Origin of the sequence: Pseudomonas sp. RC10 (genome assembly GCF_038397775.1) — a bacterium.
Taxonomy (GTDB): Bacteria; Pseudomonadota; Gammaproteobacteria; order Pseudomonadales; family Pseudomonadaceae; genus Aquipseudomonas; species Aquipseudomonas bambusae.
Window position 1 is genome coordinate 89,178 of record NZ_CP151650.1, and the last position, 14,889, is coordinate 104,066.

Here is a 14,889-nt window from a genome sequence, read left to right on the forward strand (position 1 = left end):
CTGGAAGTCTGAACATGTCGAACCTCGAACATTGGCAACCGGCCCAACTGCCGGACGCGCGCACCCTGAATGGTCGCTTCATCCGTCTGGAAAAACTCGATGCCACACGTCACGCGGACGGCCTGTGGACAGCACTGGAAGGCCCCGGTGCGGACCCGAAACTATGGGACTACCTGGCCATCGGTCCGTTTACCGAACGCGCGGTTTTCAATGACTACCTGGCCGGGCTGCAAAACTCGACCGATCCCTGGTTCTACACCGTGATCGATCAGCAAACGGGCGCCATCGACGGGTTTCTCAGCTTGATGTCGATCGTGCCGAGTGCGGGCCGAATCGAAATCGGCCACGTGACGTTTGGCGCGTCTATGCAACGCACGCCGAAAAGCACTGAAGCGGTTTATTTGCTGGCGAAAGAATCGTTTGCGCTTGGCAACCGCCGTCTGGAGTGGAAATGCAACGGCGACAACGCCCGCTCCAAGCGCGCGGCAGAGCGCTTTGGCTTTAGCTTCGAAGGCACGTTCCGCCAGCACATGATCGTCAAAGGCCAGAACCGCAACACCGCGTGGTTCTCGATCATCGACAGCGAATGGCCCGAGTTGGAAAAGGCGTTCTTGGCATGGCTGGCTGTGGATAACTTCAAGGATGGCGAGCAAATCAAGACGTTGGCGGATTTGCGCCACGCATGAGCGAATTCACTCTTTAATCTGGCTGGAGAGCATCAAACCTGTGGGAGCGAATTCATTCGCGACTGGCCGGTGCAACCGACACATCTCTATCGCCTGACCCTTTTTCGCGAATGAATTCGCTCCCACAGTTGAACCCGCGCCAGGCTCAATTTACGTGGCTCAGACCAACTCCTGTAGGAGCGAATTCATTCGCGATTGGCCAGTGCAGCTGACACATCTCTATCGCCTGAGCCTTTTATTCGCGAATAAATTCGCTCCCACAGTTGAACCCGCGCCATGCCCAATCTACGCGGCTCAGACTAACTCCTGTGGGAGCGAATTCATTCGCGATTGGCCAGTGCAACCGACACATCTCTAGCGCCAGAGCCTTTCTTTCGCGAATAAATTCGCTCCCACAGTTGAACTCGCGCCATGCCCAATCTACGCGGCTCAGACCAACTCCTGTGGGAGCGAATTCATTCGCGATTGGCCGGTGCAGCCGACGCATCTCTATCGCCTGACCCTTTTTCGCGAATGAATTCGCTCCCACAGTTGAACCCGCGCCATGCCCAATCTACGCGGCTCAGACCAACTCCTGTGGGAGCGAATTCATTCGCGATTGGCCGGTGCAGCCGACACATCTCTATCGCCTGAGCCTTTTATTCGCGAATAAATTCGCTCCCACAGTTGAACCCGCGCCATGCCCAATCTACGCGGCTCAGACCAACTCCTGTGGGAGCGAATTCATTCGCGATTGGCCGGTGCAACCGACACATCTCTATCGCCTGACCCTTTTTCGCGAATGAATTCGCTCCCACAGGGATTGTGTTCATTCAGCCACGCTGCACGACATCAGCAACAAATCTGCTGCAGAAACAGCTCCTGCAGGACAAAAAAAAGAGGAGCCACGAGAGCTCCCCCAGAGGTAATCGTCCAGCCTGCCGCGTCTGTGCGCGTCAGGCTGTTTCAGCTTGATGAATCGCGATCATTCGATCTCGACCAGAATCTCACCCGGATTCACGCGGTCGCCTTTGGCCACGTGGATCGCCACGACCTTGCCTGCGACGGCTGCCTGAACCTCGGTCTCCATCTTCATCGCTTCGGTGATCAGCACTGCCTGGCCGGCCTTAACCGTGTCGCCTTCCTTGACCAGCACATCGACGATGTTGCCCGGCATGGTGGTGCTGACGTGCCCGGGTTTGCTGGCCTGGGCGCGCTTGCCAATGCCACCGCCGACGAACTCGTTGAGGGGCTCGAACACGACTTCTTCGGGCATGCCATCAATGGACAGGTAGAAGTGGCGCTTGCCCTCGGCCTTGACGCCTACACCGGTGATGTCGACGCGGTAGCTTTCGCCGTGAACGTCGATGACGAACTCGGTCGGTACACCTTCACCGCCCGCCCGCGCCACAGCGCCCGGCTCCGGAATCGGCAGCAGTGGCTCCGGCGCCAAGGTGCCCGCTGCGCGTTCTTCGAGGAACTTGCGGCCAATGTCCGGGAACATCGCGTACGTCAGTACGTCTTCTTCAGATTTGGCCAACGCGCCGATTTCACCGCGCAGCTTGGTCATTTCCGGCTTCAGCAGGTCTGCCGGACGCCCGTCGATAACCTCTTCGTTGCCAATTGCCTGACGACGCAGCTTCTCGTCGACCTGACCCGGCGCCTTGCCGTAGCCGCCCGTGAGGTAGAGCTTCACTTCGTTGGTGATGGTCTTGTAACGCTCACCCGCCAGCACGTTGAAGAACGCCTGAGTGCCGACGATCTGCGAGGTCGGAGTCACCAAAGGTGGGTAGCCCAGGTCCTTGCGAACACGGGGGATCTCAGCCAGCACTTCGCCCATGCGGTTCAGCGCGCCCTGCTCTTTCAGCTGGTTGGCGAGGTTTGAAATCATGCCGCCTGGCACTTGGTTGACCTGCACGCGGGTGTCGACAGCGGTGAATTCGCTCTCGAACTGGTGATACTTCTTACGCACGGCGTAGAAATACAGGCCGATTTCCTGCAGCAGCTCCAAGTCCAGACCGGTGTCGAATTCGCTGCCTTTGAGCGCGGCAACCATCGACTCGGTGCCCGGATGGCTGGTGCCCCACGCAAAACTGGAGATCGCGGTGTCGATGTGATCGGCGCCGTTTTCGACCGCCTTCAGCTGGCACATCGCGGCCAGACCTGCAGTGTCGTGGGAGTGGATGAACACCGGCAGCGACTGCTCGGCTTTCAGCGCCTTGACCAGCTCGCCCGCCGCGAACGGCGTCAGCAGACCGGCCATGTCCTTGATCGCCACGGAGTCGCAGCCCATCGCTTCCATCTGCTTGGCCTGAGCAACAAAGGCCTCGACGGTGTGTACCGGACTGACGGTGTACGCAATGGTGCCTTGGGCGTGTTTGCCCGCAGCTTTAACGGCTTCGATGGCCACACGCAGGTTACGCACGTCGTTCATGGCGTCAAAGATGCGGAACACGTCGATGCCGTTGACGGCAGCCTTGGCGACGAAGGCTTTGACCACGTCGTCGCTGTAATGGCGATAGCCCAGCAGGTTCTGGCCGCGCAACAGCATTTGCAGGCGAGTGTTCGGCAGGGCCGCACGCAATTGGCGCAGGCGCTCCCACGGGTCTTCTTTGAGGAAACGCACGCACGCGTCAAACGTCGCGCCGCCCCAGACTTCCAGCGACCAGTAGCCGACTTTGTCGAGCTTCTCGCAGATCGGCAGCATGTCTTCGGTGCGCATGCGGGTCGCCAGCAGCGACTGGTGAGCGTCACGCAGGATCGTATCGGTTACAAAGATCTTCTTCGTCATTCTTATCTCCTCACAAGCTTCAAGCTCCGAGCCACAAGCTACAAGTCACCGCGAACGGCTTTTACTTGAGGCTTGACGCTCGCAGCTCGACGCTGCTTTTAAATGCCTGCGTGGGCGGCGATGGCGGCGGCGATGGCCAGGGCCAACTCTTCGGGTTTGCGCTTGATCGAGTAGTTGGTCAGTTCAGGGTGGCTCTCGACGAAGCTGGTGTTGAACTGGCCGCTACGGAATTCCGGGTTGCGCAGGATTTCCTGGTAATACGCTGCAGTGGTCTTCACGCCTTGCAGGCGCATGTCGTCCAGCGCGCGCAGGCCCCGGTCCATCGCTTCTTCCCAAGTCAGCGCCCAGACGATCAGCTTCAGGCACATCGAGTCGTAGTACGGCGGAATGGTGTAGCCGGTGTAGATCGCCGTGTCGGTCCGCACGCCAGGGCCACCCGGCGCGTAGTAACGGGTGATCTTGCCGAAGCTTGGGAGAAAGTTGTTTTTCGGGTCTTCGGCGTTGATGCGGAACTGCAACGCGAAACCCCGGTGAATGATGTCTTCCTGCTTCACCGAGAGCGGCAGGCCGGACGCGATGCGAATCTGCTCGCGCACGATGTCGATGCCGGTAATTTCCTCGGTGATGGTGTGTTCCACCTGCACCCGAGTGTTCATTTCCATGAAGTACACCTCGCCCTCGGCGAGCAGGAACTCCACAGTGCCCGCGTTCTCGTAACCCACGGCCTTGGCGGCGCGCACCGACAGGTCGCCAATGTAGGCGCGCTGTTCAGGGGTCAATTGAGGGCTTGGGGCAATTTCGATGAGCTTCTGGTTGCGACGCTGGATCGAGCAATCACGCTCGAACAGGTGCACGACGTTGCCGAAGCTGTCACCGAGGATCTGCGCCTCGATGTGCTTGGGATTGACGATGCACTTTTCCAGAAAGACTTCAGCCTTGCCGAACGCCTTGGTTGCCTCGGAAATGACCCGAGGGAATGCCTGCTCCAGTTCTTCACGGCTGTTGCAACGACGAATGCCGCGACCGCCACCACCCGAGGTGGCCTTGAGCATCACCGGGTAGCCGATGCGATCGCCTTCGGTCAACGCTTCGGCGATGTCGGCAACGTTGCCTTCGGTGCCAGGGGTGACCGGCACGCCGGCCTTGATCATGCTGCGGCGAGCTTCGGTTTTGTCGCCCATGCGGCGAATCACTTCGGCGGAAGGGCCGATGAATTTGATTCCGCGTTCGGCGCAAATCTCTGCCAAGTCGGCGTTTTCCGAGAGGAAGCCATAACCGGGATGCAACGCGTCGCAACCGGTTTCCACAGCCAGGTTCACCAACTTGCGCGGGTTCAGGTAACCCTCCAGCGGTTCGGAACCAATGCCATAGGCCTCATCCGCCCGCTTTACGTGGAGCGCATGGCGGTCCGCGTCGGAGTAGATCGCCACGGAACGGATGCCCATTTCGGCGCAAGCGCGCACGATCCGGACAGCAATTTCCCCACGGTTGGCGATCAGGATTTTTGTTATCACTGGCATTTCCTCGACCGATGAACAGACGGACCGGAAACCCGGTCAGTACGGAGCGACATAGCGTTACAACATGTTGCGTCGCAGCGATGGCTCACCCTATGACGAATCAGCAATTAACAAAAATGAGTAAAAATTGGGTTAAACATAAGTAAAACCTTATAGTTGCGCTTTCAGCCATGAGCAGAGGAGTCGAAAGATGCGTAAGTCATTGATGCGTATGACATTGCGTCAGTTGCGAATCTTCAATGAGGTTTGCGATCTTCGGTCCTACAGCCGTGCGGCTGAAGAAATGTCCCTCACGCAACCTGCTGTCAGCTTGCAGATTCGTCAGCTCGAAGAGCTCATCGGCCAGCCGTTGTTCGAGTATGTCGGCAAGAAGCTTTACCTGACCGAAGCTGCCGAAGCGCTTCAAATGGCCAGTCGCGACATCTTCGGGCGCCTTGAAAACCTCGACATGCAGCTGTCCGACATGCAGGGCTCGCTTCAAGGCCAACTGAAGCTGGCCATCGAATCGAGCGCGAAATACTTCGTTCCCCACCTGTTCGCCGCTTTTAAACGTCAATATCCCGAAGTCATGCTCAACCTCACGGTGGTCAATCGGGCGCAGGTGATTCGACGGCTGTCCGACAACCGCGATGATCTGGTGGTGATGTCGATGGTCCCGCAGGACATGGGGCTGGAGTTTCTACCTTTCCTCAATAATCCCATCGTGGCGGTGGCGCGACCGGACCATCCGCTTTCACAACGGCCAAATCTGTCGCTGAAAGATCTGGAAGCCTACACGCTGGTGGTACGCGAGCAGGGGTCAGGAACGCGCAAGGCGTGCGAGGAATATTTCAAGGAGAAGCGCATTCACTTCGAGCATTCGCTGGAGGTGTCTTCGGCGGAAGCTCAACGGGAGTGTGTCGTGGCCGGGCTGGGGGTGGCGCTGCTGACGAGGCATGCGCTGAGTCTGGAACTGGCCACTGGCACGCTCAAGGAGCTGCCCGTGGCCGAACTGCCGCTTTATCGCAGTTGGTGCGTCGTACACGCTCGGGAGAAACGTCTGTCACCAGTGGCGCATGCCTTCCTGGCGTTCATTCGCACCGAGCGTGCACAGATCAGCGAGCTGGTCGCGCGCTTTGACGGGCACCTTCCGAAACGCTAGCGCTCTGCCAAAAGCTGGCGGAGTCTGCGTCCAGGTAGTCATCGAATTCGAGGGTCAGGCGACGGTCTTCGGACCGCGTTTCAATCGCACGCCGAAACGCCATGCGGCGCTGGTCTTCCTGCTGACGGCGGGTTTTGGCGCTGTTGCTTTGCTGCTGCGAGTCATCGTAGTGCCGAGGCATATCCTGTCTCCCATTGCGTGTGCGGGAGTACAGAGTGGCGGGACGCGGTGACGATCAGGCGTCGGAAGCGTTACAAGTTGGTGAAGGTTGAGTCGCAAGCCCAGACGCTGTGGTCACCCCTGTAGGAGCGAATTTTTTCGCGAGGCGGCGGTTTGGCCGATGGAGATGTGCCGGATGTAAGGCCCTCTCGCGAATGAATTCGCTCCTACAGAAGAGCGTAGGCGGGCCTGATATCAATCCTCAGCCGATTTGATCGACTTCGGCGACAGCCGCAAGCTACGCAAGCTGCGCTTCACGCTCTTCAGGTGATTGACCAGGCTCGGGCCGCGGGCCATCGCTACGCCCATGGCCAGCACATCGATCACGACCAAATGGGCGATACGCGAGGTCAACGGCGTGTAGATTTCGGTGTCTTCGTGCACGTCGATCGCCAGGTTGACGGTCGAGAGTTCGGCCAAGGGGGTCTGGCTCGGGCACAGGGTGATCAGATTCGCGCCGCTCTCGCGTACGAGGTTGGCCGTGATCAGCAGGTCCTTCGACCGGCCCGACTGTGAGATGCACACCGCGACGTCTGTAGGCTTGAGCGTTACCGCCGACATGGCCTGCATGTGCGGATCGGAGTAGGACGCCGCCGTCAGCAGCAGTCGGAAGAACTTGTGCTGGGCGTCAGCCGCGACCGCGCCTGACGCGCCGAACCCGTAGAACTCCACACGATGGGCCGCAGCCATGACGGTCACCGCAGCCTGCAACGCGTGAGGGTCGAGCTTTTCCCGAACTTCCATCAGCGTATGGAGCGTGGTATCGAAGATTTTAAGGCTGTAGTCCGCAACCGAGTCGTCTTCATGAATCGCGAACTGCCCAAAACTCGCGCCCGCCGCAAGGCTTTGCGCCAGTTTGAGTTTGAGGTCCTGGAAACCGGTGCAGCCAATCGCACGACAGAATCGCACGATGGTCGGCTCACTGATCCCGACACTGTGGGCCAGATCGGCCATGGAACTGTGCATCACGGCCGCAGGATCAAGCAGCACATGGTCGGCTACCTTGAGCTCCGACTTACGCAAGAGATGGCGAGACTGGGCGATGTGCTGCAACAGATTCAAAGGACAGGACTCAATAGGAGGATGGGTCGGGCTGTAGCTTTCTTGTAGTTATACTACATGACCTGCAAACCGCACAGCTAAACGAGTTTGATGATCCCAAACGAAAAGCCCGGAGCGACGGGTCGCCATGCAGTGTAGGACTTTTCACACAGGACTCCAGGCAACCGCTTCACAATCACGTAGGACAGTGCCCATCGCATTGGCCTCCACTGGCCGACTGACCAGGTAGCCTTGCACCTCGTCGCATGCATGGGCTCGGAGAAATTCCAGCTGTTGCTCGTTCTCTACCCCTTCGGCGACCACCTTCAATTCAAGGCTGTGAGCCATGGCGATGATCGCCCGCGTGATGGCGGCGTCTTCGGTGCCCTCGTTCAGGCCTCTGATAAATGCTTGATCAATTTTTACGTAGTCCACGGGGAAGCGCTTCAAGTAACTGAGTGACGAATAGCCTGTGCCGAAATCATCGATAGCCAACTTCACGCCCAACTCACGCAACTGCTGGAAGGTGCTGATGATGTGCTCGACGCTGTCCAGCAGCTGGCTTTCGGTCAGTTCAAGCTCCAAGTATTCAGGCAGCAGCCCGCTTTCATCGAGCACTTGGCGCACCAGACTGACGAGCTTGCCCTGCCGTAATTGATGCACAGACAGATTGACTGACACCCGAATGGGCCGCAGCCCGCTGGCTTGCCATTCGCAGGCCTGTCGGCAGGCGCGGCGCAGCACGAACTCGCCGATGTCGGCGATCAGCCCGGACTCTTCGGCCAAGCCGATGAATTCGCTGGGCGGTACCATGCCGAGCACCGGATGCCGCCAACGCACAAGGGCCTCGGCAGAACTGAGCTGACCCGTCGCCAGTTCGAGCTTGGGCTGATAGAAGACCTCCAACTGACCGTCTTCAATCGCTCGGCGCAGTTGAATCTCCAGCTGCAAACGCTCAAGGGTCCGGGCTTGCAGGCTGTCGGTGTAGAACTGGAAGTTATTACCGCCCAAGTGTTTGGCGTGCTGCATCGCCATGTTGGCTTGGGTGACTAACGCAGAAATGTCTCTGGCCGAATCCGGCAGCAAGGCGATGCCGATGGACGCGCTGACCACCAGTTCGTGCCCAGCCACCAGAACCGGTGAACGCAGTTTGTTCAGCAACCGGGTGGTCATTCGCGTCAGTGTCGTCAGGTTGCCGAAGGTGTCGAACAGCACCGCGAATTCATCGGCGGACAAGCGCGCCACAGTATCGGCGTCTGCCAGCTCGGCGCTGATGCGGCGGCCTATCTGACGCAGCAATTGATCGGCAACCTCATGCCCAAGGCTGTCGTTGAGCAGCTTGAAACGGTCCAGATTGATGTGCAGCAGCGCCAGGGTTTGCCTGCCGTGGCGTACGCGCTGATTGGCTTCGCGCAGCCGCTCGTTGAACAGCGCGCGGTTGGCCAGGCCTGTCAGCTCGTCATAGTGCGAGAGGAATCGGGCCCGCTCTTCATATTGCCGCGTCAGCTCTCGATTCAGCGCTTCGCTTTGGGCTTGAGCCTGTTGCAGGTGCTCAATCAAGGCCTGATTCTGAAAGCGCCGGGTCAGACCTCGCTCAATCAACCGGTTGACCTGCGCCGCCACGACAATCAGCGCCAGCAGCAGGATCAACCCCAGCCAGCCCCAACCACGCAACGGCACGTCGCCACCCCAGAACAGATAGAGGATGGGCGGCAGCAGGCAGGGCACGGTGAACGTCAGGAAGGCTGGAATGCTCGCGGCGTAGGCCACGCTGGCCGAGAGCGTGGCCGCGCCGATCAGGCCGAAGACCCACGCCTGTTGCACGAAGCTTTCCACGGGAACCAGCACCAGCGCCGCGCTGGAGAGCGTGAACCCGCTGACACAGGCGCCCGCCAGAAACATCCGCGTCCAGACCGGATGCGCCTGACGCTCAGGTGGCGCCGCACGAAACGCCGCCACCTGAAGCACCCGTAGGCACACCAGCGCTGACAGCCAGCCCACCCAAATACTGACGAGCACGTACCGCTGCGGACTCCAGAGCAGCCAGGCGCAGAGCAAACCATTGATGAACATGAACAGAGTCGGCAGCAGCGACCCCTGATAAAGAAGGCGTGTGCGCTCGACGGCAAGCTGGGTGGCGAACTGTCTGCGGATGACACGTCGTGTCGCCACAGCATCGGCCGGGGCTTTGGAGCTGGTGGTCATGGCGATTCTTATAATTAGTGAGCCTTGAACGTGCACGGAGCATACACAAGCCACCGAAGAGACCAAACAGTCAGGGAAATAAATTGCGTGAATGGTCGGCATACGTGACGGTTTTCCGCTCCGACAGGCAGAGGGCAACAGCTTTTCACGACCGACCAGCGTTAGAGTTTGCCCGGCATCCGTCGGCACCCTAGAATGCCCCGATGCATACTGATGACCTCTCCCTTCTGCTCAACTCCCTCAACGATGCCCAACGCCAGGCGGTCGCCGCCTCCGTGGGTCGTCAGTTGGTTCTCGCTGGCGCAGGCTCCGGCAAAACCCGCGTGCTGGTGCACCGTATCGCCTGGTTGATCCAGGTGGAGAACGCGTCGCCCCACTCGATCCTGTCGGTGACGTTCACCAACAAGGCGGCCGCCGAGATGCGCCATCGCATCGAGCAGCTGATGGGCATCAACCCGGCAGGCATGTGGGTCGGCACCTTCCACGGGCTGGCGCACCGTCTATTGCGTGCGCACTGGCAGGAAGCCGGGCTGAACCAGAATTTCCAGATTCTCGACAGCGACGACCAGCAGCGTCTGGTCAAGCGCGTCATCCGCGAGATGGGTCTGGACGAGCAGAAATGGCCTGCGCGTCAGGCGCAATGGTTCATCAACGGCCAGAAGGATGAAGGGCTGCGTCCCAAGCACATTCAGGCGTCCGGCGACCTGTTCCTCAGCACCATGAAAGGCATCTACGAGAATTACGAAGCGGCGTGCCAACGGGCCAGCGTCATCGACTTCTCGGAACTGCTGCTGCGTGCGCTGGACCTGTGGCGCGACAACCCTGGCCTGCTGGAGCATTACCAGCGCCGTTTCCGCCACGTCCTTGTAGACGAATTCCAGGACACCAACGCCGTGCAGTACGCCTGGCTGCGTTTGCTGGCCAAGGGTGGCGACAGCCTGATGGTGGTCGGCGACGACGATCAGTCGATTTACGGCTGGCGCGGCGCGAAGATCGAGAACATTCATCAGTATTCCGATGACTTCCCGGACACCGAGACGATCCGACTGGAGCAGAACTACCGCTCCACCGCGAGCATCCTGAAGGCTGCCAACGGCCTGATCGTCAACAACAGTGGCCGTCTGGGCAAAGAGCTGTGGACCGATGTCGGCGACGGCGAACTAATCAGCCTGTACGCCGCCTTCAACGAACACGATGAAGCGCGCTACGTGGTCGAGACCATCGAGAGCGCGATCAAGACCGGCATGTCCCGCAGCGACATCGCGATTCTTTACCGCTCCAACGCCCAGTCCCGGGTGCTGGAAGAGGCCCTGTTGCGCGAGCGCATCCCGTACCGCATTTATGGCGGTCAGCGCTTCTTCGAACGGGCAGAAATCAAAAACGCGATGGCCTATCTGCGCGTTCTGGAAGGCCGTGGCAACGATTCGGCCCTCGAACGCGTGATCAACGTGCCGCCCCGTGGCATTGGCGAGAAAACCGTCGAAGCCATTCGCGAGCATGCGCGCCACGCCGATGTGTCGATGTGGGAATCCATGCGCCTGCTGGTGGCTAACAAAGGCGTGACCGGTCGGGCCGCCAGCGCCTTGGGCGGGTTTATCGAACTGATCGAGAACCTCTCGGCCAAGGTCATGGAGATGCCGCTGCACCTGATGACCCAGACCGTCATCGAGCAGTCCGGGCTGATCACCTATCACCAGGAAGAAAAAGGCGAGAAAGGCCAGGCTCGGGTAGAAAACCTTGAGGAATTGGTCAGTGCCGCCCGCGCCTTTGAGAACAGCGAAGACGAGGAAGACTTGACGCCACTGGCCGCGTTCCTCGGCCATGCTTCACTGGAGGCAGGCGATACCCAGGCCGATGAGCACGAAGACAGCATCCAGCTGATGACGCTGCACAGCGCCAAGGGTCTGGAATTCCCTTACGTGTTTCTCGTTGGCATGGAAGAAGGGCTGTTCCCGCACAAGATGAGCCTGGAAGAACCGGGCCGTCTGGAAGAGGAACGCCGCCTGGCTTACGTCGGGATCACACGAGCGATGCAACATCTGGTGCTGACGTACGCCGAAACCCGACGTTTGTACGGCAGCGAGACCTACAACAAGGTGTCGCGCTTCGTACGTGAAGTCCCGCCGAATCTGATTCAGGAAGTGCGCCTGTCCAACAGCGTCACGCGTCCTTTCGGTGGCTCCAAGACCATGGCGCCGAGCCGGCTGTTCGACGGCGAAGGCATTCCACAAAGCCAGTTCTCGCTCGGCCAACGCGTGCAGCACGCGGTGTTCGGCGAGGGCACCATCCTCAACTTCGAAGGCTCCGGCGCCCAGGCTCGGGTGCAGGTGAACTTCTCCGAAGGCAGCAAGTGGCTGATGCTGGGGTACGCCAAGCTGGAGCCGGTTTGATCAGGCCCTGTCTGGCATCCGTTGATACCAGGTGACGCTGCGTTGAAAACCGCCTTGATCGAGAGCCAGGTCGGAACGTTCATGTACAACACGGACACTCAAAGCGGGCCCGGCAGCCGATCGCGCCCCGGTCCGCTTTCTCGGCCGTTTTTGCCGTGCCGGACCTTCGTCTCAATACTTTTCATACAGAGCCTAATTTCTACATGGCTTATTACTGGAAAACATCACACTAAATAGCGCGATTCGCCCTGAGAGACTTGAAAGTAGCGTATGCTGCGGGGTTCGACCTGACAAAGCGACCGTAAGTGTCGGCGTTTGAGAGCAGCACTTTACTCCTGATTTTTTCGTCCCCGATGAAGCGTTCAAGCGGCGTTCTTTTGGAAAATACCGAAACTATCTTTGATCGTTTGGCAAGGTCGTCGAAGGCTTCGCGATTCAAGCTGTGGGCGTTTACCAAGATGGGGCCGCTGGCGGCAATCTTGACTAGATTACCGGCCACGAGCCTGGCGTTTTCAGACAGCTCCTCATCGCTCACATTACGCCCGGAAAACGGGATATTTTTATTATAAAAAACATCCCTGGTGTTATGAGAAGCATGACTTGCTTCATGTATCAGCGTGTCAGCGACTTCAAGAGGATGAGCATCCATGACGTGATCTTCACGCAGGGCCATCGTTTTCTGTGGTGCATATGGCCTGACGCCGAATGTAACGCCCGCTGCTGAAGCACCGCTATATAAGCTCACCTTCCAGCCATTCTCACCATTAAGACTTTGCAGGTAATCACGTTGTTGTTTGTAATTACCGCGCAGTTTCTTGATGACTGATTTTCTTTGCTGGTTTGATAATGTGCCAAATGCTGCTTCAAGCGAGGCTTCCGTGCCTTTGTCCAGCGACGAAGAAGATAATCCAGCGATTGCATCGTCTAGCAACGTTGTCGCCAGGACCAGCGCCTCCTCGAACGCCACGTTCTGAGCCGCACTGAACTCACCTCTCCCTCGGGCAACAAACTTGAAAGGCACCCCATTGGCCCCATGCATTTCGCCTTCATGCAAAACGTCGTAAGGCGCAGCGCCGAGCACGTCGCCATAGCGCACCGGCGAATTGCTCGCGAACCGATACCGATTCAACCCGTCCATCTCCCCCGCCGGGTCTGGATTGATCCAGCGGCATAGCCACGGTGCGTAATACCGAAGCCCGTAGTCATACAAGCCAGTGGCATCGCGCTCCCTGCCTGAGTAGCGCACGAAACGATACTTCACCTCGGTGGCGCTTCTGGCAGCACTCCAAGCGGTGCCGCCGTAGGGGTAATAGATCTCTTGGCTGATCAGTCTCGTCTCGGAATCGAGTTCCAGCGTGGTCGAGCCCAAGTGGTCGGTCAGTAAATAGCGCGGCTGATTGTTTGTCAGTTCGGCAGGCCTGCCTTGCACCCAATGCAGCACGCGCACGCCGCAGACGTCGAGCACATGCAATGTCTCGCCCGTGGCGCTGTTATTGCGAATCTGGAGGTCAGGCAGGTACAGCACGTCTTCAACCAGCGAATGGCTTCCCGCCTTGGCATGACGCGTCTTGCATGCACGCAGGTTATCAGCGCCATAAAGATAACGCTCGTAGTCGTCATTGCCGTCATCACGCTGCACCGGACTCACTCCGCTTAGCCGGTTGTGGCTGTCCCACTGCAACGACTGGCCAGGCTGCAGTTGCTGCAGGTTGCCGTTCGCATCGAAGTCCGGTGGGTTGTCCTTGAGATGGGCGCGGTTGCTACTGCCACACACCTGCCAGGTGCGTGTGAAATTCTTTGCGCCAACATGCACCAACTGCAGCATGTTGCCGCCCAGGTCGTAGTCGTAGGTTTCACTGTAGATAGCGATGCCTTGATTGTCCGCCGCTTCATAGCCGGTGGCTTCGATCAGTTGGTAGTGGATATCGTAGGCGAAGGTGCGCACCGGCTCGACGCGCTGGTTGTTGAAGTGCCGAACGGGCTGCGCAGCGTCTTCGATGCGCAGTGGGTTGCCTACGGGGTCGTAGCGGTAGGTCAGGTCCTGCAGCACCGTGCCGTCTGTGCAACGGCTGCGCAGTCGGGCCAAGCGACCATCGGCAGGATCATACTCACGCTCGGTGCCTACACCATTGCCTAAGGTTTGCGCCTGAAGGCGGCCTTCGGCGTCATAACACGTGCTGCTGATCATCAACCGACCCATGGCCTGCGCAGTATCCGCCTCGCCGCTCACGGATGCCGTGAATCGGCGTAAATGGCCGCCGGCATCAGTCTGCTGCTGAACATCCCCAAGTGGACCATACGCCCAATGCGTGCGCAGCATCGCTGTGGGAGCGATTTCAGTTGCAACAACCTCTCGCCCTTGAACCAACACCTGCCCCCCCAGCGCATAGTGTTCATTTACCAGCCTACCTGCCTGATCCCGCTGCTCGGTCAGGCGCCCGCAACGGTTGCCAGCAGCCTCATCGGCGGCGCCATAGGCATAACACTCAACACGGATACCGCTTTCAAACACTGCAATGGGCCGCAAAAGCGCGTCATGTTCGACACGCCGGACAAGCCCCCGGCCGTCGCGCTGCTCGACTGTCTGTCCGGCCTCACCAAGCAGCGAAAGCTGCCAGCCAGCGTCGGCACATTCGGCCGACAGCTCCGTTCCAGAGAGTGCGTAGAGAGATCGACGGCTAAAAAGACGACGGGCGTCGAAACGCTCGATCACTCGCGCGGCGTTATCGAATACGTCGCGCTCGCGGCGGGCACCACGAATCGTCAAAACAACCAATTGCCGAGAGTCGCGCGCAGTGATGCTGGCGGTACGCGCATGCAGAAAAGCATCCATATGGGCATCCATGTCAGATGAAGCGCTGCGGCCAATCCCGCAGCCACAGCGATGTAATTAGGTCTAGCCCAGCTTCAACTGGGC

9 protein-coding genes are annotated in these 14,889 nt (G+C 59.1%); 3 read left to right on the forward strand and 6 right to left on the reverse strand.

Annotated elements, in window-relative coordinates:
• The first annotated feature begins 14 nt into the window (after positions 1 to 14).
• Entirely contained in the window at positions 15 to 686 is a 672-nt protein-coding gene (locus AAEO81_RS00435; protein ID WP_341960959.1) for a GNAT family protein, read from the forward strand.
• A 964-nt stretch (positions 687 to 1,650) separates the two neighbouring features.
• On the opposite strand, the gene oadA is transcribed toward AAEO81_RS00435, so the two are convergent.
• Together oadA and AAEO81_RS00445 are read right to left on the reverse strand one after the other, a co-directional pair.
• On the reverse strand, positions 1,651 to 3,456 hold the full coding sequence (oadA, locus tag AAEO81_RS00440; protein ID WP_341960960.1) for a sodium-extruding oxaloacetate decarboxylase subunit alpha: 1,806 nt from the start codon (positions 3,454 to 3,456) through the stop codon (positions 1,651 to 1,653).
• A 98-nt stretch (positions 3,457 to 3,554) separates the two neighbouring features.
• Positions 3,555 to 4,970 (reverse strand): acetyl-CoA carboxylase biotin carboxylase subunit, encoded by a 1,416-nt coding sequence (locus tag AAEO81_RS00445; RefSeq protein WP_166593992.1) that lies wholly within the window; start codon positions 4,968 to 4,970, stop codon positions 3,555 to 3,557.
• A gap of 196 nt (positions 4,971 to 5,166) precedes the next feature.
• Between AAEO81_RS00445 and AAEO81_RS00450 the strand changes: the two genes are divergently transcribed.
• Positions 5,167 to 6,117: a LysR family transcriptional regulator gene (locus AAEO81_RS00450; RefSeq protein ID WP_341960962.1), complete on the forward strand. Its 951-nt coding sequence runs from the start codon at positions 5,167 to 5,169 to the stop codon at positions 6,115 to 6,117.
• Here the strand turns inward: AAEO81_RS00450 and AAEO81_RS00455 are convergent.
• From AAEO81_RS00455 to AAEO81_RS00465, 3 genes are all read right to left on the reverse strand, one after another.
• Positions 6,071 to 6,298, reverse strand: a complete 228-nt coding sequence (locus AAEO81_RS00455) for a hypothetical protein (RefSeq protein ID WP_256665072.1) — start codon at positions 6,296 to 6,298, stop codon at positions 6,071 to 6,073. The two genes, AAEO81_RS00450 and AAEO81_RS00455, sit on opposite strands and share 47 nt — an antisense overlap.
• A 233-nt stretch (positions 6,299 to 6,531) precedes the next feature.
• Complete coding sequence (gene hexR / locus AAEO81_RS00460) at positions 6,532 to 7,398, reverse strand: transcriptional regulator HexR (protein ID WP_074754821.1); 867 nt, start codon at positions 7,396 to 7,398, stop codon at positions 6,532 to 6,534.
• 144 nt (positions 7,399 to 7,542) lie between these two features.
• A complete protein-coding gene (locus tag AAEO81_RS00465) occupies positions 7,543 to 9,582 on the reverse strand; it encodes an EAL domain-containing protein (RefSeq protein ID WP_341960965.1) in 2,040 nt (679 codons plus the stop codon).
• A gap of 203 nt (positions 9,583 to 9,785) precedes the next feature.
• On the opposite strand from AAEO81_RS00465, the gene uvrD reads away from it, so the two are divergent.
• Positions 9,786 to 11,972 (forward strand): DNA helicase II, encoded by a 2,187-nt coding sequence (gene uvrD / locus AAEO81_RS00470; protein WP_341960966.1) that lies wholly within the window; start codon positions 9,786 to 9,788, stop codon positions 11,970 to 11,972.
• A gap of 229 nt (positions 11,973 to 12,201) precedes the next feature.
• On the opposite strand, the gene AAEO81_RS00475 is transcribed toward uvrD, so the two are convergent.
• On the reverse strand, positions 12,202 to 14,805 hold the full coding sequence (locus AAEO81_RS00475) for an RHS repeat-associated core domain-containing protein (protein ID WP_341960967.1): 2,604 nt from the start codon (positions 14,803 to 14,805) through the stop codon (positions 12,202 to 12,204).
• Positions 14,806 to 14,889: the final 84 nt, after the last annotated feature.

Bases quoted from the DNA above. Each gene is read 5' to 3' on its own strand.
- oadA (WP_341960960.1), bottom strand. From the start codon at position 3,456: ATGACGAAGAAGATCTTTGTAACCGATACGATCCTGCGTGACGCTCAC.
- AAEO81_RS00475 (WP_341960967.1), bottom strand. From the start codon at position 14,805: ATGGATGCTTTTCTGCATGCGCGTACCGCCAGCATCACTGCGCGCGAC.
- AAEO81_RS00455 (WP_256665072.1), bottom strand. From the start codon at position 6,298: ATGCCTCGGCACTACGATGACTCGCAGCAGCAAAGCAACAGCGCCAAA.
- uvrD (WP_341960966.1), top strand. From the start codon at position 9,786: ATGCATACTGATGACCTCTCCCTTCTGCTCAACTCCCTCAACGATGCC.
- AAEO81_RS00450 (WP_341960962.1), top strand. From the start codon at position 5,167: ATGCGTAAGTCATTGATGCGTATGACATTGCGTCAGTTGCGAATCTTC.
- AAEO81_RS00435 (WP_341960959.1), top strand. From the start codon at position 15: ATGTCGAACCTCGAACATTGGCAACCGGCCCAACTGCCGGACGCGCGC.
- AAEO81_RS00465 (WP_341960965.1), bottom strand. From the start codon at position 9,582: ATGACCACCAGCTCCAAAGCCCCGGCCGATGCTGTGGCGACACGACGT.